This window comes from Streptomyces sp. NPDC057939, assembly GCF_042887545.1.
Taxonomy (GTDB): Bacteria; Actinomycetota; Actinomycetes; order Streptomycetales; family Streptomycetaceae; genus Streptomyces.
In genome coordinates this window covers 22134-41079 of record NZ_JBHVPG010000018.1, presented here as the reverse complement: position 1 = coordinate 41079, position 18946 = coordinate 22134, and the positions used below count along the sequence as shown (strand labels likewise).

Genomic DNA, 18946 nt, shown 5'->3' with positions numbered 1-18946 from the left:
AACGCATTCACCACCAGGAGGCGACGTGGCCGCCAGACGCGACAAGACGCACTATCTCTACATCGCGGTGATCGCCGCGGTGCTCCTCGGCATCGCCGTCGGCTTCGCCGCACCCGGCGTGGCCGTGGAGCTCAAGCCGCTGGGCACCGGCTTCGTGAACCTCATCAAGATGATGATCTCGCCCGTGATCTTCTGCACGATCGTGTTGGGCATCGGATCGGTGCGCAAGGCCGCCAAGGTGGGGGCCGTGGGCGGACTCGCCCTCGGCTACTTCATGGTCATGTCCACGGTCGCACTGGCCATCGGGCTGCTCGTGGGCAACCTGCTGGAGCCGGGCAGCGGTCTGCACCTGACCGAGGCGGTGCGCAGCGCCGGCGAGGCCCAGGCCAAGGCGGGCGGGGCGGAAAGCACCCCGGAGTTCCTGCTCGGGATCATCCCGACCACCCTGGTCTCGGCCTTCACCGGGGGCGAGGTGCTCCAGACGCTGCTGGTGGCCCTGCTCTGCGGGTTCGCGCTCCAGGCCATGGGAACGGCCGGCGAGCCGCTCCTGCGCGGCATCGGCCACGTACAGAAGCTGGTCTTCCGCATCCTCGCCATGATCATGTGGGTGGCTCCGGTGGGTGCCTTCGGCGCCATCGCCGCGGTGGTCGGAGCCACGGGCATCGACGCGCTGAAGTCCTTGGCCGTCATCATGATCGGCTTCTACCTGACCTGCGTGCTCTTCGTCTTCGTCGTCCTGGGCACCCTGCTCAGGGTCTGTACGGGCATCAGCGTCTTCGCGCTCCTGCGCTACCTGGGCCGGGAGTTCCTCCTGATCCTCTCCACCTCCTCCTCCGAGTCGGCCCTGCCGCGACTGATCGCCAAGATGGAACACCTCGGCGTGTCCCGACCGGTCACCGGCATCACCGTGCCGACCGGGTACTCCTTCAACCTGGACGGCACCGCGATCTACCTGACGATGTCGTCGCTGTTCGTGGCCGAGGCCATGGGCAAGCCGCTCGCGCTGGGCGAGCAGATCTCCCTGCTGCTCTTCATGATCGTGGCCTCCAAGGGAGCCGCCGGGGTCACCGGGGCGGGCCTGGCCACGCTCGCGGGCGGGCTCCAGTCGCACCGGCCGGAACTGGTCGACGGAGTGGGGCTCATCGTCGGGATCGACCGCTTCATGAGCGAGGCGCGGGCGCTGACGAACTTCGCGGGCAACGCCATCGCCACCGTCCTGATCGGGACGTGGACGAAGGAGTTCGACCGCGAGCGCGCCACCGAGGTCCTCGCGGGCCGGGCCCCCTTCGACGAGTCCACGCTCGTGGACGACCACGCCGCGGAGCCGGGCGCGCCGCAAACCCCCCTGCCCGCGCCGTCGTCCGACCACCCGGACACATCCGCCGACGGCTCCCGGGCCGCCACCAAGGACGGCGTACCGGCGTAGCCGCCGCGCCTCCGGGTCGGGATTCGTGCCGCGACGACCGGTACGTCCGGTACGAATCCACCGAAGTCGGCCGGGCAGGGCTCGCCCCCACGGTGCCCCGCCCGGCCGACGCCGATTTTCAGCCATGGGCCTGCCAATTCTGCTGCGGTAAAAGGTACTTCCCTACGGGGCCGCGCGTCTGACATCTTGCGTCCACCAGTCGTTTCGTACGGCCCGGTAGGCGCCATCAGCGCCACCGGGTCATCGGAGGACGCATTGATACCCCACATATCCAGCCGACCTCGACGTACCCTGGCGCTGGCCACCGCACTCGGTGCGGCCCTCGTCTTCGGAGCCCCCGCCGCGTTCGCGGGCACCGACCCCGTCTCCCCCGCCCCGTCCGCCCCCGCAGCCATGGCCAAGTCCGCGGCGCCCGCTTCCCAGAGTGCGACCTGGGCCGCCGGCACCCGTGCCTACCTGGTGATCACCGCTCCCGGTGACAGCACGGCGGTGCGCAACGCCGTGACCGCCAACGGCGGCACGGTCTTCGCGAACTACGACGCCATCGGCGTCATCGTCGCCCACTCCGCCTCCGCTTCCTTCGCGGGCACCATGCGCGGCGTGAGCGGCGTCCAGCAGGTCGGCGCCACCCGTACGTCGGACGTACCGGCCGACGCCTACAACCCGGCGCTGCCCGCCAATCCGGCGCAGTCCAGCACCCCGGCGGGCGAGCCGGTCCGCGTCGACATGACGCAGATCAAGGCCGACCAGGCCTGGGCCGTGACCACCGGCTCCGCGACCGTCAAGGTCGGCATCCTGGACACCGGCGTGGACGACCAGCACCAGGATCTGGCGCCGAACTTCAACGCGGCGGACTCCGCGTCCTGCGCGTACGGCAAGGCCGACACCCGCACCGGCTCCTGGCGGGACGTGGGCACCCACGGCACCCACGTGGCCGGTACGGTCGCCGCCGCCAAGAACGGCAAGGGCGTCATCGGTGTCGCCCCGGGCGTGAAGATCTCCTCGGTGCGCATCGCGGAGCCGGGCACCTCGCTCTTCTTCGCCGAGAACACCGTCTGCGGCTTCATGTGGGCCGGTGACCACGGCTTCAAGGTCACCAACAACAGCTACTACACCGACCCGTGGCAGTTCAACTGCCCGGACAACGCCGACCAGGCCGCCATCATCGAGGGCGTCAGGCGCGCCCAGGAGTACGCGGAGAGCAAGGGCTCGCTCCAGGTCGCCGCGGCCGGAAACAGCAACCTGGACCTGGCCAACAAGACGACCGACACCGAGAGCCCGAACGACTCGACGCCGGTCACCCGCACCATCACCAACGCCTGCCTGGACATCCCGACCGAGCTCCCGGGCGTGGTCACGGTCTCGGCGATGGGCACCACCGCCAAGGCCTCGTACTCCAACTACGGCCTGAACGTGGTCGACGTGACGGCTCCCGGCGGCGACGCCACCGGCATCTACAGCACCCTGCCGGGCGGCAAGTACGGCAGCATGAGCGGCACCTCGATGGCCTCCCCGCACGTCGCCGGAGTCGCGGCGCTGCTGGCGAGCACCAACCCGGGCATCACACCGGCGCAGCTGCGCGACAAGCTGGCCACCCAGGCCAACGACGTCGCCTGCCCGTCGGACAGCCGCTGCAAGGGCACCACCGCCAAGAACGGCTTCTTCGGCGAGGGTCAGGTCGACGCCCTGAAGGCGGTCGGGTCCACCCCGCCGCCCGGCAAGTACTTCGAGAACACGGCCGACGTCGCCATCGGTGACAACACCACGGTCGAGAGCTCCATCGCGGTCAGCGGGGTGACCGGCAACGCGCCGGCCGCCCTCAAGGTCGGCGTGAACATCGCCCACACCTACATCGGTGACCTGAAGGTGGACCTGATCGCGCCCGACGGCTCGGTCTACACCGTCCACAACCGCGCCGGTGGCAGCACCGACAACATAAATCAGACCTACACCGTCAACGCCTCCTCCGAGGTCGCGAACGGCACCTGGAAGCTGCGCGTCAACGACAACGCCGGTGGCGACACCGGCAGGATCGACGCCTGGAACCTGACCTTCTAGCAGGTCCGGGGGCCGGGGAACCGTGGGGGCCCAGGGCTCAACACGTCCTCCGGCCAGTCGAGGACGACGTCGCGGTGTTGCTGCGGGGCCATCGGGGAGCAGTGCCACTGCGCCCCGGTGGCCCACGTCATTTTCACGTGGGCGCGCCCCGGCCGCGCAGCGGGTCGTACATCTGCCGCGGCCGCCCCGGACGGAACGGCGTCGAAACCGAGCCAGGGGCTGACGCAGCCCGACTGCCCCGCCCCGGCTCCGGCCCCGCCCCGGACCGGGGCGAGGTGCGCGCCGGGCTCAGCGCCGCCGGGTGCGCAGGACGCAGTCGCCGCAGAAGCCGCCGCCCGGGACCTGATAGTAGAGGCAGCAGCTGCGCCGGACGAACGCCACGCCGAGGCCCTCCTCGTGGATGAAGGTGCCGCTGCCGGCCAGCGGGCCGCCGTCGGCGAGCAGGGCGCCGGCCAGGTCGACGGCGGGGCCGCCCTCGACCCGGTCGAGCAGCACGCGCAGGGCTCCGACGAGTCCGGACGCCGCGTTGCCGCGAAGGACCTTCGCCGACACCCCGAACCGCTCGCGCAGCGGGGTCTCCAGGAGGTCCAGGTTGCCGAGGACGGTCTCCCCCAGCGCGTCGGCGGGCAGTTCGCCCGGCTCGGGGAGCCACAGTTCCATCGAACCCGCGTCGGGCAGCCGCCACCGGACCCGGTCGGCGGCCAGGTCCGGAAGCCGACCCGTCAGCGCGGCGCAGCCCAGGCCGATCGACCACAGCCGCGAGGCGATCCCGAACTGGGCTGTGGAGGCGGCCACCCGGTCGGGGCCGCTGCCGATCCTGCGGCCCACCTCGCCGACCCACGGGTCGAGGTGCTCCCCGTACAGCGCGGTGAGCGGTCGGAAGCCGGGTCCGGGCGGTTCCTTGCCGTACGGCACGGCGAAGAACGGCCCGACGGCGGCCAGTTCCCGCAGTGCGTCGTCCATGTTCATGCCCCGGATGATCTCAGGGCGGGCGGGGGCTCAGCCGGCCGGGGAGTGGGCCGCCACCTCGAAGTCGGACATGTCGAGGCCGCCCTCCTTCGTGTCGTCGTTGGCGAAGACGAAGGATTCGATCGGTACGTCCCGCTCCGCGCTGAGCTGGGCCACCAGCTCCTGGAGGACCACGGTCTCCAGGACGACGCGGACCGCGTCGGCGGTCCGCGGCAGGCGGACGGTGAAGAGGTTCTCGGCGATGTCGACGTCGGCCGTGGTGAGCAGGAGCGTGAGGTGGCCCGCGCCGGCCAGCGAGCGGGCGAGCTCGATCTCCCGGCCGTCGCCGTACACCAGGTGCAGGGTGTTGCCCGCCGATTCCATCTCGCCGTGCAGGTAGTTGCGGGTCGCGGAGGCCGCCGCGGTCATCCGGACCACCTCGCGCAGCAGCAGCGCGCCCTCCTCGGCCGAGGCCCGGGAGGCGCCTGCCGCCACTCCGTCGGAGGCGACGCAGCGGGCGCCGCGCCCGCGCAGTCCGGCGACGGCGGCGACGGCCTGCAGCCGGACCGCGGTGATCCGCTCCTCGATGTCGGCCCAGGGGTCGCCCTCCCGCCCGGCGAGGGCCCCGGCGATCAGGTCGAGGGCGACGACAGTACCGGTGTAGCCGATGGTCGAGGCGTAGGAGTCCGGCTCGTTGCCCAGGTCGACGGTGAGGTCGGCGAGTTCTCCGAGGGGGGACGGCACGACGTTGAGCAGGGCGGTCCTCACGATGCCCGGGGCGGCGCACTGGAACGCGGCCAGGGTCTCGGAACTGCGGCCGCCCTGGGAGACGGCGATGAGGCAGTCGGTGTCGAAGCCGCCGGTGCCGGTCTCGATCTCGCTGGACAGGACCCGCTGGGTCACCACCCCCGCCTCGCGCAGCTGCTGCACGGGGACGGCGAGGGCGGCGTACGAGGCTCCGATGCCGGTGAACAGGGGGCGGCGGGCGTTGCGCAGGGCGGCCAGCTCCGGGGACGCGAGCTGCGTGCGGACGCGGGCGGCGATCCGGGCGAGGGCGGCGCCCTGGGCGGCCTGGCCCTGGAGGAAGGTGATGCGGGATCCGGACATGGTGGCTCCTTGCGGGGCGGGGCGGGGGTGGCGGTGCGGGCGGAAGCGGCGGAGCTCAGGTGGTGGCGTCGTTCTTGGACGACCCGAGGCTGCTGGAGGACCCGGTGCTCCTGACGGGCTCGGCGCCCTCGACGGGCCCGGTGCTCCTGGCTGACTCGGAGCCCTCGACGGACTCGACGGACTCGGCGCCCTTGGCGGACTCGACGTCCGGATCGCGTTCGCGTCCCGGTGTCGGCAGGTCGAACCTGACGATGGCGAAGCGGAAGATCACGTAGTAGACGGCCGCGAAGGCGAGGCCGATGGGGATGAGCAGCAGCGGCTTGGTCGCGATGCCGAAGTTGACGACGTAGTCGATGGCCCCGGAGGAGAAGCCGAAGCCGTCGCGGATGCCCAGGGCGTAGCAGAGCGCCATGGAGACGCCGAAGAGGGCGGCGTGGATCGCGTAGAGGACGGGCGCCACGAACATGAAGGCGAACTCGATGGGTTCGGTGACTCCAAAGAGGATGAATTGCATTAGATGCAACACTCCTCGCGGCGCGCGTATGGCCGTTTGCCCAGGTCGCGAGCGCGTGGTCATGTCGGCGGCCGACGGGGTTGTGGTCGTTGACCTGCGCACTAGCAGCCAAACTCAACAATGATGCATCTGATACAACAGAGCTTGTGGTTACTCAGGCACCCGGGTCAGCGCGTCTCGTGCTGGCCCGCAACGTCATACATCTCGACCCGGCGCCGGCCGTCTTCGACGCGATGAAGGAGGGTTGGGCCCGGCAGCAGTCGGCCCGGTTCCTGAAGTCGAAGACGATCGACCCGCGGATTCGCCTGATCGAGCGGCTTGGCGAGTTCACCGGCCAGTACCCGTGGCAGTGGACGCCGGCCGAGGGTGAGGCGTTCATCGCGCACCTGCGAAGCGGCAACAAGCCGATCCAGATGTCGACGGCCCGGACCTACGAGGTCACGATCGAGTTGTTCATGGAGTACTTGCTCGACTCCCGCTACGGTTGGCCGGACGCCTGCCGGGAGCGGTTCGGCGAGGTCCCGCAGCAGGTCTTCCACGAGGGCAACTCGGTTGTGCACACGGTCGAGTACGAGGGCGACCCTCGCCGGCGGCCGTTGACCTACGACGAGATCCAGGCCCTGTTCGATGCCGCAGATGCCCGGCCCGGCGAGGTCAAGAGGCAGGGCCGCAAGGGCGTCCTGACCGCCCTGCGGGACGCCGCGATGCTCAAGACGATCTACGCCTACGGCACGCGCCGCGCCGAATCCTCCAAGGTCGACCTGGTCGACCTCCGGCGTCACGGCAAGGCCCCGAAGTTCCGCGGCTACGGCAGCATGACGGTCCGCTTCGGCAAGTCCTCCAAGGGGGCGCCTCCCAAGCGCCGCATGGTGCTGATGGTCCCTGAGATGGATTGGGCGGTCGACGTCCTGGACGAGTGGATCACCGAGATACGCCCGCACTTCTCACCCGGGCGCCACCCGGCGCTCTGGATAACCGAGCGGGTCGGACGGCTCTCCCCGCGGTCGATCAACGAGGCATTCGTGACGGCCCGCGAGGCGGCCGGCCTCGACGAGGACCTCGACCTGCACTGCCTCCGGCACAGCTACATCACACATCTGACCGAATTCGGCTATCCGGCCCGGTTCGTCCAGGAGCAGGTCGGTCACTCCCATGCCTCGACCACGGCGATCTACATGGGGGTCTCGAACGAGTACCGCAACACCCTGCTGGAACGATCGATGAAGAGCCGACTGGGCGACGACTGGGACGTGATCTCGTGATCAAGAAGATGGGCTACCAATGGCAGCTCCGCCGGCTGATGGCCGAGCGCCAAATGTTCCAGACCTCCGACCTGGTCCCGCTGCTGGCCGAACGCGGCGTCACCCTGTCGCGTGAACAGGTCTATCGGCTGGTGACCCAGCCGCCGCAGCGCATGAGCATGGACACCCTTGTCGCGCTCTGCGACATCCTTCAGTGCACCCCCAACGACCTGATCAAGCCCGAGGTCGTCAACGTTCAGCTCCGCAAGACCGCCGACGGGGACGCCGGCCCGCTGCCGCTCACGCCTCGCCGCACCGTGATCCGCCGCCCCGGGCAGTCGTGAGCCGGGCCAAGATTCTCCGGCAGCGTGAGGCCGAGCAGGCCCGCGCCCGCCTGATCCATCACCTCCAGCAAGTGGTGGGCCCCACGCTCACGGCCGCGGACGCCCAGGCCGCCCTGGAGAAGGCCAAGGCATGGACCGGCCGGTCGGCACGGGCTTTGGACGACTACATCGCCGAGCACCCGGACGCGCTCACCGCGCCGTCGCCGCACTGCCCGCTCCAGGTGGTCCGGCTCCTCCGGCACTTCGACGCCACCGGGCACGGCGATGCCGTCACCCAGCCGGCTTGCGCACGCTGCAACCGCACCGACCGCCACCTTCCCCGGAACACCCCTGAGGGCCGTTGCTGCGACTGGTGCGTCGTCCGGACCGAGCTGCGGCCCTGCTCGCGCTGCGGCCAGGACGGCCACATCGTCACCCAGCGTGAGGAAGGCCCGATCTGTCGCCGCTGCTACCGCAAGGACCCGTTGTTCATGAAGGACTGCGCCGGCTGCGGCCGCACCCGCGCGCCCGCCGTCCGCCGCGAGGACGGCACCTTCTTCTGCGCGCCCTGCAACCCCGACAAACCGGTGCACGAGTGCATCCACTGCGGCAGGCTCCGGCCGGCGAACGCCATCACCAAGGACGGCCCGGTCTGCCCCAGCTGCTACATGTCCCCGCCCCGCCTCTGCGACGCCTGCGGGGACGTCAAGCCGATCAGCATCAGCAAGGCCGCCGACCAACCCGCGACCTGCGGTGATTGCTACCGCGGGCCCATGCGGACCTGCGTCGACTGCGGCGAGCTCCGCTACAGCTTCACCCGCCTGGACGGCGAGTTCCGCTGCAAATCGTGCCAGCCCCGCCGCTCGGCGCCCTGCGTCGACTGCGGGCAGATACGGGGAGTGAAGGCCAACTGGCCCGTCGGCCTGCTCTGCGACTCCTGCTACCAGCGCCGCCGACGCCACCCTGCCCCTTGCGCCCAGTGCGCAACGCTCCGCGCGCTCGTCGGACGGACCGCCGACGGCAAGGACATCTGCGGCCCGTGCTCCGGCACCGACATCGACTACGCCTGCCGTCGCTGCGGCTACCCCGGCGCCATCCACGCCGACGGCGCCTGCGCACGCTGCGTTGCCCAGGCACGGATTCACGACCTCCTCAGCGGCGAGGACGGCAGCGTCCGCCCCCAACTCCAACCGCTCGCCGAACAGCTCGGAGCCGCCAACCACCCCTGGTCCGTCCTCCTCTGGATGCGCCGCAGCACCTCGGCCCGCATGCTGGCCGACCTCGCCGCCCAGGACCAGGAGATCAACCACGAACTCCTCGACACCCTCCCCCAGAACTGGGACACCCTCTACGTTCGGGAACTCCTGGTCGCCGCCGGCGCCCTGCCCAAACGGCACGAGCAGTTCGCCCGCATACAGCTCTGGCTCAAGAACACGCTCGCCGACCTTCCCCCGCACCACGCCCACGTCATCCGCCCGTTCGCAGAGTGGGGCGTCCTTCGCGCCGCCCGGCGCCGGGCCGACAAGGACCGCTACACCATCGGCTCCGCCAGATCCGACCAGCGAAACATCCGCGCCGCGATCCGGTTCATGACCTGGCTCGACCGCAACTCGATCACGCTCACCGACCTAGGCCAGGAGCACCTCGACCTCTGGCTGACCACCCACACCCCAGCGAGCCGGGACACCGCGGCCTTCATCCGCTGGACCGTCGCCCGCCGCCTGACCACCAAGCTCACCGTCCCCAGCAGGAAGTTCACCCAGCCGTCCCGGTTCCTCCCCGGCGACGAACTCGACCAGCAACTCCGCCGCTGCCTCAACGAAGACGAACTACCCCTCGAAGCGCGCATCATCGGCGCCCTGACCGCCCTCTACGCCCTACCCGCCACCCGCATCGTCCAGCTCACGACCGACCGCTTCAGCAGGGACGGCGGCGACGCCTACCTGACGATCCACCAGCACCCCGTCCTCCTCCCACCGAAGCTCGCCGTCCTCATCGAACGACAGATCACCGCCCCGGCCCTTCACACCTCAGTGCTCCAGAAGTCCCACACCGGGACACCCGGCTACCTCTTCCCCGGGCAACCGCCCAGCCGCCCCCGCAACCCCAAGACCGTCAACGACTACATGCGCAAGCACGGCCTGCCGGGCATCAGCGCCCGCAACACCGCCATGATCGAAATGATCACCGACCTCCCCCCGATCGTCGTCAGCGACCTCTTCGGCATCCACCCCCACACCGCCCACGCCTGGGCCCAGTACGCCCAGAACAGCTGGGCCGAATACCTCGAAGCCATCCCGGAGGCCGAATAGCGCAGGGTCGAAACACCGCCTCTTCACCAGTCGGTGACGAAGGACGTCAGGGCGACGGAGATCATCATGCCCTTGACCATGGTGCGGTTCTCGGGGCGCGCCGTGTGCGCGATGGCCATGGCGGCGGCGGGGAGCGCGAACATGTAGATCGGGAAACCGCCGGTCATGAACTGGCCCGCGGTCGGGTCTCCGGCGAGGAAGCGGTGGATGTCCCCGTGGACCTCGGCGCCGGTGGTCGGGTTGACGAAGGTGCCGGCCTCGAACCAGGGGAAGAACGAGAAGAAGTGGTGCATCCCGATGGGGATGAGGGCGCGGACGACGAGGCCGAAGATGCCGGCGCCCCAGGCGCCGGTGCCGACCAGCCACTCACCGAAGTGGAAGAACCAGTTGCCGACGGTCGGCCAGACCACTCCGAATACCACTCCCGTGCCGACGCCCGCGAAGGCGCTCAGGATGGGGACCAGTCGTCGGCCGCCGAAGAAGCCGAGCCAGTCGGGCAGCTTGGTGCGGCTGAAGCGCTGGTAGAGGAGGGCCGCGATGAGGCCCATCACGATGCCGCCGAGAACCTTGGCGTCGAGGGGCTCGCCGTCGGCGCCGTTGGGGAAGGCGGGGCTGGCCAGTACGGCCTTGAAGACCAGGTATCCGACCACCGCCGAGAGGGCGGTGGAGCCGTCGGCCTTCTTCGCGAACCCGATGGCCACGCCGACCGCGAAGAGCAGCGGCAGGTTGGCGAACACCGCGTCTCCGGCGGCGGCCAGCACCATGGCGAGCTTCCGCACGATCAGCGGGAAGCTCTCGCTGCCCAGCAGGTCGTCGCCGCCGAGCCGGGTCAGCAGGGCGGCGGCCGGCAGCGTGGCCACGGGCAGCATCAGGCTGCGGCCGATGCGCTGCATGACCGGCATGATCCGGGCCGGCTTCTTGCCGGTGGCCGGTGGGGCGGCCGGAACGGTGGCCGTACTCATCGCGGAACTCCTCGTCGAGCGGATGAAGGGGACGATCCCGAAGGTAGTGAGTGGTTTGTAAGTGGTCAATAGTGGTCTGGTCTGGTCTGCCAAGGAACGGCGAATCACCTCCCAAGGTCCCCGACCCCTCGGGACTTCGGTCCCAGACCAACTGGTAGCAAGTGGTATTCTCACGGTCATGACCGACGACGCCGCTGCCGCCACCGATCCCGCCCGTGGGGCCGATCCCCTCTGGGCCCGGGCCGCCGACCGGATCCGCGAGGAGATCGCCCGGCGCGGCCTTTCCGAGGGCAGCAAACTGCCGCCCGAGCGCGAGCTCTGCACCCGACTGGACGTCTCCCGCGTCACCCTGCGCCGGGCACTGGCCCACCTGGTGGAACTGGGCCTGGTCACCTCCTCGCACGGACGCGGGTGGTTCGTCGCCGCCCGCTCGGCGCCCGCTCCCGCCCGCGACTGGCCCAAGGACCTGGAGTCCTTCACCGCCACCGCCCGCCGCAAGCACATGCGCCCCGGCTCGATCGTGCTGCGCCACGACGTCGTCGCCGCGTCCCTGGACGACGCCGAGCGGCTCGGCGTACCGGCCGGGACACCCCTGATGCGCCTGGAGCGCGTCCGGCTCCTCAACGACGTCCGGATCGCCCTCGACCGGACCCTGCTCGTCGCCGACCTGGCGCCCGACCTGACCGGGACGGACTTCACGACGGCGTCCCTGTTCGAGGAGCTGCGGCGGTGGGGCGTCCAGCCGGAGCGCGCCGAGGCCACCATCGAGGCGCGCACCGCCGACGAACCGCTCTCCGGGCACCTCGCGATCGCACCGGGCGCGCCCGTCCTGGTCCTGGACCAGACCGTGTACACGCGTGACCAGCGGCCGTTGTTGCTGTCGACGGTGGAGTACAGCGGGGACCGCTACCGGCTGCGCACCACCCTCCAGACAGACTGACACGGCACGCCGGTGCGCCCGGGCGCCATTGGGCACCCGGGCGCACGCCGAAAGGCCCTGATCCGCGGGCGCGCGCCCGCGGGGAGGGCCGGGGCGGCCCGCGGCCGACCGCTCATCGGGTGGCGAGGAACTCCAGCAGCGCGCGGTTGACGGCGTCGGGCCGCTCCACACCCGGCAGGTGGCCCGCCCGCTCGATCACGGTGAGCCGGGCGTGCGGGGCGAGCTCGCGCATCCCCTCGGCCTCCGCGACCGGGGTGTAGACGTCGTCGGCGCCGACCAGCAGGAGACAGGGGACCGTGGCGGGCAGCGCCCGCAGCACGGGCCGGTAGTCGGGCCGCTCGGCCCGCCCGCGCAGCGCGGCCGCCGCACCCTCCGGATCGGTGGCGCACATCATGGCCCTCACCCGCGCGGCCGCCTCGGGCAGGCCGATCACGTTGTAAGGCGCCAGCATCTTGTCCATGACCTCGTTCGCATACGGCTCCATGCCCTCCGCGAGGAGCCGCTCGGCCATCTCCAGACGGACCTTCCTGCCATCCTCGGTCTCGGGGGCGGGGGAGGTGTCGCAGAGCACGAGGGCCCGTACCAGACCCGGGTGGCGCAACCTGACCTCCAGCGCGATCTGCCCACCCATGGACACACCGCCGACGACCGCCTGTTCGATGCCCAGGCGGTCGAGCAGCGCGGCGAGGTCGTCCGCGAACCCGGCGAGCAGGATCTTGCCGGGGCGGACCGGACTTTCCCCGTATCCCCGCAGGTCAGGCATGATCACTCGGTAGCCGGCGGCGGTCAGCGCCGCCGCTTGAGGGGCCCACATCGACCGGTTGAACGGGTGTCCGTGGATCAGGATCACGGGCTCTCCGTCGCGGGGACCCAAGTCGTCGAAAATCAGTGTCGCGTCGTTGCCGAATTGGGGGTTCATGAGAGGACTTTAAGGGGCTACATTGAGCCACTCGCGTTCACCTGACAGCCCGTTGCCTTTCACTCGCGTTTTGCGCGGGGGGTGACGTCAGGAGCGCAGACTGTGCAACCACCCCACCGCCCAGAAGGACCGAAGGCTCCGTGCCCGTACCCGTACTCCTCGCCGGCCGCTCCGCGCGGCTGGAGCCCCTCGCCCCCCACCACACCGAGGCCCTGGCCCTGGCCGGGGCCGAGGATCGTACGACTTACGCCTTCACTCCCGTGCCGCACGGGTTGCAGGCGTCCCACGAGTACATCGAACGCGCGCTCGCCGATCAGGCGGCGGGTCGATCGCTGGCGTTTGCCGTGGTCAGAGCCACAGATGGGCGGGTCGTCGGTTCGACCCGCTTCCTCGAACTCGACTACTGGCAAGGTCCGCTGGTGTGGCCCGCCGTCCCGGGGGTTCCCTTCGGTGATCCGACGACCGCCGTCCCCGACGCGGCCGAGATCGGGAACACCTGGTTGTCCCCGAGCGCCCAGGGAACCGGGATCAACACCGAGGCGAAGCTGCTCATGCTCCGACACGCCTTCGAGACGTGGGGCGTGCGGCGGATCTCGCTCCGGGCCGACGCCCGCAACGGCCGCTCGCGCGCCGCGATGGAACGTCTCGGCTTCACCTGCGAAGGGGTCCGCCGGGCCCACTCGCGGGGACTGGACGGCGCGGTGCGCAGTACGGCCTTCTACTCGGTGCTCGACGAGGAGTGGCCCACCGTCCGGTCGGTCATCGAACTGCGGATCTCGGGCGCCGCGCCCCGCAAACGGCGCCGCAAGACGCTGATCCCGGCGTAACGGTCCTGCCGCACTCCGCGATCCGGCCCCTCCGCCCACGTCCGACCCAGTGACCCCGTCGTCCCCGGCCCCCGTGCCGGCGGACGGCGGGGTCGTTGGCAATGGCCTCCCCTTCGGAATGCCAAGAGAAGGGAAAATGCGGAACCCCGGGGATCTTTCGTTCATCATTCGAACGGAAGCGTCCACCCCCCGACGGGGCCAGCAACAGCCGGAGAGCCACCGCACATGTCGTACTCACCCGACGGGCCGCACCAGCCGCCGTACCGGCCGCAGGGGCAGCCGTCACAGCCGCCGCAGCCGCCCTACGGTCAGCCCCAGTACGCCCGGCAACCGCAGGCCCGGCCTCCCCACGACCAGCCCCGGCAGCCGTACGGCCAACAGGGCTACGGACAGCAGGGCTACGGACCGCAGGGCCACGGACCGCAGGACGGGTACCAGGGGTACGGGGGGTACGAGCCGCCGTACGAGGAGGAGCCGCCCCGCCGCACATCGCGGGTCAGGCGTTGGGTGATAGCGGGCACCACCGTGCTGGCCCTCGCGGGCATCGCGGCGCTCGTGATGAACCACTTCGAGATACCACCGTTCACCGACAAGGGCAAGGCCGTGTCCTTCGGCGGCCCGACCGGCAAGGGCGGCGCGAAGGCGGCCGCGAACTCGAAGATGTCGATGCCCACCGGTCCCGCGGCGGACTTCAAGAACTCGATGACCCTGGGCGACGGCACGCACGTCGCGGTCACCACGGTGACCGGCAAGAAGTCCGGGTTCACGGGCAAGGTCTGGGTGTGGGCGCCCAAGGAGTACGACGACCCGAAGTTCGCGAAGAGCGGCTTCCCCGTCATGATCGCCCTGCCCGGTGGCGCGGGCTACCCCAGCAACTACTGGATGGGCACCGACCTCGGCCTCCAGACCAGCATCAGCAAGTGGTACTCCGAGGGCAAGAGCAAGCCCTTCATCCTGGCCATGCCGGTCCTGAACCCGGGACCGGACGACAAGGGCGTCTACTGGGACGGCTCCGACATCCCCGGCCAGCCCAAGATGGGCACCTGGCTGACCGAGGACGTCCCGGACCTCATGCGGGAGAACTTCCGCACGGTGAAGTCCCGTGACGGATGGGCCTTCATGGGCTCCTCCACCGGCGGGTTCGCGGGCCTCAAGGCCGTCCTCAAGCACCCCGACAAGTTCAAGGCCGTGATCGCCTCCGGACCGGACGTCGTCCCGGACTCCTCCCTGTGGAAGGGCCACGACAAGGAGAAGGCCGAGAACAACCCCGAGCTGCTCGCCAAACAGCTCATCGACAAGAAGGGCCCGGAGGTCTACCTGGCCTTCCAGGTCGGGGACAGCGAGAACAACAAGAAGACACTGCCCGACGTGCAGAAGTTCGTCGCCACCTACGGCAAGGGCCCCATCCACACCAGCCTGAAGGTCATACCCGGCGGCAAGCACAACGCCAAGACCTACGTGCCCAACATGGGCGAGGGCCCGATCCAGTTCATCAGCCAGGTTATGGAGGGCCCGGTCGAGTAGCAGGCGCCCGGTCGGGTGGCCGGCGCCCGGTCGGGTGGCCGGCGCCCGGTCGCCGGCGTCCCGCCCGGCCGTCGCGGGCCGAGTCCTACGGGGTGAGCACGGCTCCGGCGTCCGGTCCCACGCCCCGTTCCTCCCGCTCCGGCCCGCCGAACCCCTTCGGCGGGCCGGCGCCGTCCCAGGGCTCCCAGCCGGGCTCCCCCGAGACCGCGAAGCGCACCCAGGCCGCGTGCATCTCGTCGGCCAGCGCCTGCGGGGCGTCCGGCCCGGCCAGCCAGGAGGACTCCGGGGCCGCGAGCGTGTCGAACACGAAGCCCAGCTCCAGGGCGTGGCAGGCCCCGAGGCCGGGCACACCGCTGCTCCAGCGGAACTCGTAGAGGTGGCTCGGCGCCCGCCGCGGGGCCGCTGCGAGCCGTCGCAGGGGGTCGCGCAGGATCCGGTCGGTGAGCAGTTGCCCGGCGAGGTCGGCCGGTCCGGCCCCGGGATGCGCGGCGCGCAGCGCCCGGACGGCGGCCCGGTCCTTGCCGCTGCGGACGCGCGCCAGGGACACGGCCGGGGGACCGAGCCGGTCCAGCAGCCGCATGCCCCCGGTGGGGGCGAGCCAGAGCCGGTGCTCCTGCGCGGTCCAGCCCAGCATCAGCGGTACGTCCGAGGCGGTGGCGGCCTCCAGCGGGTCGGTGGGGATCGTGTCCGGGTCGGTGACCAGGCCGAAGGCGGGGCCGCCGAGCACGGGTGAGGAACGGCGCAGCACCGCCGCCTGGGCGGCGAGCAGGGCGGGTGTCCCGGCCGCCGCGAACGCGGTGGCGGTGGCGGGCACCTTGAGCAGGGACGCCATCCGGCGCACCATCGCCCGCACCTTCTCGCGGGGCGTCGCCTCGGGGGCGCCGCTCTGCAGGACGGCCCGGGTGAAGAGGCCGGACGCCCGGGGGGCTCCGAGCAGGGCGCCGATGCTGATCGCTCCGGCGGACTCGCCAAAGAGGGTGACCCGGGTCGGGTCGCCGCCGAACGCCTCGATGTTGTCCCGGACCCACTCCAGGGCGGCGATCTGGTCGAGGAGGCCGCGGTTGGCGGGGGCGTCGGGGAAGAGGCCGTAGCCGAGGACGCCGAGCCGGAAGTTGATCGAGACCAGAACCACCCCGTCACGGGCGAACGCCGAGCCGTCGTAGACGGGGACGGCGGAGGAGCCCCGGCTGTGGGCGCCTCCGTGGATCCACACCATGACCGGCAGCCCGGCCCCGGGGGTGGGGTCGGGGGTCCACACGTTGAGGTTCAGGCAGTCCTCGCCCGGGATCTCCGGGTCGGGGAGCAGCGCCGCGAACTTCGGCGGGTAGGGGACCTTGGGGGCGGTGGGCCCGAACGCGCCCGCGTCCCGTACGCCGTCCCAGCGCGCCGGGGGCACGGGCGCGGCGAAGCCGAGGGCGCCGACCGGCGGGGCGGCGTAGGGGATGCCGCGGAAGACCGCGGTCCCGCCGGCCTCGCGGCGGCCCTCGACGACGCCCTGTCCGGTGACGGCCCGGGGCCGGTCTCCGCCCGTTGCGCTCATGCGTCCCTCCCGCTGTCCGTCGTGCGTGCCGTGTCCCCGGGGCCTGTCGGGCGGGGGCTCCGTTCGTCGGCCGTCCGTCCCGTCGTGGACCGTCGCGGGGCGGCGGCCGTTCTCCTGCTCACGTCACACCTTGCGGCACGGTCGCACAGCCGTCCAACGGGTGACAAGGCGTGACCCCGGCGGGGCCCCGCCTGGTTGACCGGCCATGCGAGCGATTCTCGGGCCCCGCGCCCTCAACGGTCTCCTTCCCCTCCTGCTGCTGGCCGCGGCGGGTGCGGCCGGTCCCGCCCTGGCGGCCGGTCCCGACTTCCAGTACGTGGGCCAGGACGATCAGGTCCACGGCCTGACCTCGCCGAAGGGCTGCGTGGAGGCGGAGGGCGGTGGTTCCCGGGCCGTCACGAACCGGACGCGGGGCACCGCCACCCTCTACCGCGAGCCCGGCTGCAAGGGCGCCGCGGTGGCGGAACTGAGGCCGGGAACGGTCACTCAGGTGCGTCCGTACTTCGCTTCCGCCCGTTTCACGGTCACCGGGTAGGCCCTGCGGCCGTGACCACTCGGCGGTCCCTGCGTTGTATGCCATGTCAAATGCCGCAGCTTTTGCGGCGCCCCACGTTTCACGAGGAGATCTTGATGTCGCGTATCGCGAAGGCATTCGCCATCACCGCCGTCACCGGTAGCGCCGTGGTCGCCGGTGCGGGTCTGGCCGTCGCCGATGCCGGAGCGCAGGGTGCGGCGGTCGGCTCCCCCGGTGTTCTGTCGGGCAACCTGCTCCAGGTTCCGGTTCACGTCCCGGTCAACGTCTGCGGCAACACCGTGAACGTGATCGCCCTGCTGAACCCGGCGTTCGGCAACACCTGCGTCAACGCCTCGGGTGGCGGCGAGCACCACAGCGAGCACCACACCGAGGGCTACGGCGGCTGATCGCGCCCCACTGGTGAGGGCCCCCGGCTTACGGCCGGGGGCCCTTCGCGTGTGCGGCGTCCGGCCCCCGAGCGGGGTCATTCGTAGCGGTAGGTGCCCTGGTGGCCGAGCATCTCGCGCGGGGTGACGTCCCAGGGGGGCATCGGCTCGTCGAGGGCGATGACCCGGCCGCGCTGGAGATCGCCGTAGCCAAGGGGGGCGGCGGGCAGGTATCCGGAGCGGGGGTGCTTCTGCTGCCAGCGGTCCCAGATCAGGTCGACGAAGGCGTGGTGCAGCCAGAAGGCCGGGTCGTTGGGGGCCGTCCCGCCGGTCATGTGCCCGCCGATCCACTGGTGGACCTTGTTGTGGTTGCGCCAGCGCTCGCTCTTCGGGGCCGCCCACCCCTCCAGCTTGTTGCGGAAGCCGCCGGCGGTGGCCGTGGAGTCCCACGGCGAGGTGTCGTAGGCGGGGTCGTCGAGGGCCCACTGGAGTTCGGCCGCCGTCGGCAGGGTGATCGGGTTCCCGGGCCGGCCGAGGTTGCGGGTGAGGAAGCGGGCCTCGGTGACGCCGACGGTGACCGTCCAGTTGCCCCGGTCGTAGGCGAAGGGGCCCGTCATGACCCGGCGGTCGCTCTCCCGGCCGGTCCCGCCGAGGAAGTCGTCCGCCCAGAGGGAGGAGACGGGGCTGGTGTCGGTCGTCCAGTCCCAGTACGGGACGGAGACCCCCGGATCGACGGTCCGCAGCTGCTGTTCGAACTCCAGCAGGTAGCGCCGGTGCCAGGGGAAGAACGACGGAGACATGTGGCCCACGCGGAGCTTGCGGTCCCGGTCCGGGACGAAGTACTTGTCGTGGGTGCGGACGAACGCGTCATAGGTGCCGTTGCGCTTGAGTTCCAGCACGGCCGCCGTGAAGCGCTTCTTCTGCGCGCTGGTCAGGTTCTTCTGGTTCTGCCGGGTGTACAAGGGGCTCCTCCCGATTCCCGATTCCCGTCCCTCAGCCGTGGTGCGGGGCCGCGAGGGCCAGTTGGGTCGTGCCGAGTTCGTCGACGGCCGCGCGGGCCAGCTCCATCGGGGTCCCGTAGGACTGGAAGTGGTTGATCCCGCTCAGGTAGCTGCCGTCGGCGCGGCGCATGACGTGCAGGGGACGGCCGTCGATGCGGACCGCCGCGGACACCGGGTCGACCGCGATGTGCCTGCCGCGGTACGTCTCCTCGGCGAGGGGGGCCGGGGTCAGCGTCTGGCGGGGGCGCCGGGCCCGCAGCACGGGAGCCACGGCAGCGGCCGTCCCGGCGACCACGGCCGCGGTGAAGGCCGTACGGAGGAACGCGCGACGGGTGGGCGGTGCGGCGCCGGGGCTTGCGTACATACGGTCTCCCTCGCTCGGTGGTCCGCGTTACGGGGTCTAA

Annotated in this window: 16 protein-coding genes and 2 pseudogenes; 10 read left to right on the top strand and 8 right to left on the bottom strand. The window is 71.1% G+C overall.

Annotated features, from left to right (window positions below; all coding sequences use genetic code 11):
• Window positions 1-25 precede the first annotated feature (25 nt).
• Together ACFVS6_RS20740 and ACFVS6_RS20735 are read left to right on the top strand one after the other, a co-directional pair.
• Entirely contained in the window at window positions 26-1426 is a 1401-nt protein-coding gene (locus tag ACFVS6_RS20740; protein ID WP_389705667.1) for a cation:dicarboxylate symporter family transporter, read from the top strand.
• A 255-nt stretch (window positions 1427-1681) separates the two neighbouring features.
• Complete coding sequence (locus tag ACFVS6_RS20735; protein ID WP_389705666.1) at window positions 1682-3484, top strand: S8 family serine peptidase; 1803 nt, start codon at window positions 1682-1684, stop codon at window positions 3482-3484.
• 288 nt (window positions 3485-3772) lie between these two features.
• Here ACFVS6_RS20735 and ACFVS6_RS20730 read toward each other — a convergent pair whose 3' ends face one another.
• From ACFVS6_RS20730 to ACFVS6_RS20720, 3 genes and pseudogenes are all read right to left on the bottom strand, one after another.
• Window positions 3773-4453: a (2Fe-2S)-binding protein gene (locus tag ACFVS6_RS20730; protein ID WP_389705664.1), complete on the bottom strand. Its 681-nt coding sequence runs from the start codon at window positions 4451-4453 to the stop codon at window positions 3773-3775.
• A gap of 30 nt (window positions 4454-4483) precedes the next feature.
• Entirely contained in the window at window positions 4484-5539 is a 1056-nt protein-coding gene (locus ACFVS6_RS20725; protein ID WP_389705662.1) for an SIS domain-containing protein, read from the bottom strand.
• Between the two features lie 178 nt (window positions 5540-5717).
• Window positions 5718-6062: pseudogene (locus ACFVS6_RS20720) on the bottom strand (PTS lactose transporter subunit IIC); the annotation flags it as partial.
• A gap of 224 nt (window positions 6063-6286) precedes the next feature.
• Between ACFVS6_RS20720 and ACFVS6_RS20715 the strand changes: the two are divergent.
• Genes ACFVS6_RS20715 through ACFVS6_RS20705 form a run of 3 tightly spaced genes read left to right on the top strand, consistent with a single transcriptional unit; the run spans window position 6287 to window position 9929 of the window.
• Window positions 6287-7315, top strand: coding sequence for a tyrosine-type recombinase/integrase (locus ACFVS6_RS20715; protein ID WP_389705795.1), 1029 nt, complete (start codon window positions 6287-6289; stop codon window positions 7313-7315).
• A complete protein-coding gene (locus ACFVS6_RS20710) occupies window positions 7312-7638 on the top strand; it encodes a helix-turn-helix domain-containing protein (RefSeq protein WP_389705660.1) in 327 nt (108 codons plus the stop codon). Before ACFVS6_RS20715 ends, ACFVS6_RS20710 begins: the two co-directional genes overlap by 4 nt.
• Window positions 7635-9929 (top strand): XRE family transcriptional regulator, encoded by a 2295-nt coding sequence (locus ACFVS6_RS20705; protein ID WP_389705658.1) that lies wholly within the window; start codon window positions 7635-7637, stop codon window positions 9927-9929. The genes ACFVS6_RS20710 and ACFVS6_RS20705 overlap by 4 nt, the downstream gene beginning before the upstream one ends.
• A gap of 32 nt (window positions 9930-9961) precedes the next feature.
• Here ACFVS6_RS20705 and ACFVS6_RS20700 read toward each other — a convergent pair.
• Window positions 9962-10891: pseudogene (locus ACFVS6_RS20700) on the bottom strand (PTS transporter subunit EIIC); the annotation flags it as partial.
• Window positions 10892-11069: 178 nt separating this feature from the next.
• On the opposite strand from ACFVS6_RS20700, the gene ACFVS6_RS20695 reads away from it, so the two are divergent.
• Window positions 11070-11831, top strand: coding sequence for a GntR family transcriptional regulator (locus tag ACFVS6_RS20695; RefSeq protein ID WP_389705656.1), 762 nt, complete (start codon window positions 11070-11072; stop codon window positions 11829-11831).
• Between the two features lie 112 nt (window positions 11832-11943).
• Here the strand turns inward: ACFVS6_RS20695 and ACFVS6_RS20690 are convergent, their stop codons facing one another.
• Entirely contained in the window at window positions 11944-12750 is an 807-nt protein-coding gene (locus ACFVS6_RS20690; RefSeq protein WP_389705655.1) for an alpha/beta fold hydrolase, read from the bottom strand.
• 140 nt (window positions 12751-12890) lie between these two features.
• Here ACFVS6_RS20690 and ACFVS6_RS20685 point away from each other — a divergent pair, with 140 nt between their 5' ends.
• Together ACFVS6_RS20685 and ACFVS6_RS20680 are read left to right on the top strand one after the other, a co-directional pair.
• Window positions 12891-13577 carry a GNAT family N-acetyltransferase gene (locus ACFVS6_RS20685; protein WP_389705653.1) on the top strand — a complete coding sequence of 229 codons (687 nt, stop codon included), beginning with the start codon at window positions 12891-12893 and terminating at the stop codon, window positions 13575-13577.
• A gap of 225 nt (window positions 13578-13802) precedes the next feature.
• Window positions 13803-15101 (top strand): alpha/beta hydrolase, encoded by a 1299-nt coding sequence (locus ACFVS6_RS20680; RefSeq protein ID WP_389705651.1) that lies wholly within the window; start codon window positions 13803-13805, stop codon window positions 15099-15101.
• A gap of 85 nt (window positions 15102-15186) precedes the next feature.
• Here the strand turns inward: ACFVS6_RS20680 and ACFVS6_RS20675 are convergent, their stop codons facing one another.
• Window positions 15187-16641, bottom strand: a complete 1455-nt coding sequence (locus ACFVS6_RS20675; protein ID WP_389705649.1) for a carboxylesterase/lipase family protein — start codon at window positions 16639-16641, stop codon at window positions 15187-15189.
• A 205-nt stretch (window positions 16642-16846) separates the two neighbouring features.
• Here ACFVS6_RS20675 and ACFVS6_RS20670 point away from each other — a divergent pair, with 205 nt between their 5' ends.
• Entirely contained in the window at window positions 16847-17176 is a 330-nt protein-coding gene (locus tag ACFVS6_RS20670) for a hypothetical protein (protein ID WP_389705647.1), read from the top strand.
• A gap of 95 nt (window positions 17177-17271) precedes the next feature.
• A complete protein-coding gene (locus ACFVS6_RS20665; RefSeq protein WP_389705645.1) occupies window positions 17272-17562 on the top strand; it encodes a chaplin in 291 nt (96 codons plus the stop codon).
• 77 nt (window positions 17563-17639) lie between these two features.
• On the opposite strand, the gene ACFVS6_RS20660 is transcribed toward ACFVS6_RS20665, so the two are convergent.
• On the bottom strand, window positions 17640-18503 hold the full coding sequence (locus ACFVS6_RS20660; RefSeq protein WP_389705643.1) for a tyrosinase family protein: 864 nt from the start codon (window positions 18501-18503) through the stop codon (window positions 17640-17642).
• Window positions 18504-18534: 31 nt separating this feature from the next.
• Window positions 18535-18906 (bottom strand): tyrosinase family oxidase copper chaperone, encoded by a 372-nt coding sequence (locus ACFVS6_RS20655; protein ID WP_389705641.1) that lies wholly within the window; start codon window positions 18904-18906, stop codon window positions 18535-18537.
• Window positions 18907-18946: the final 40 nt, after the last annotated feature.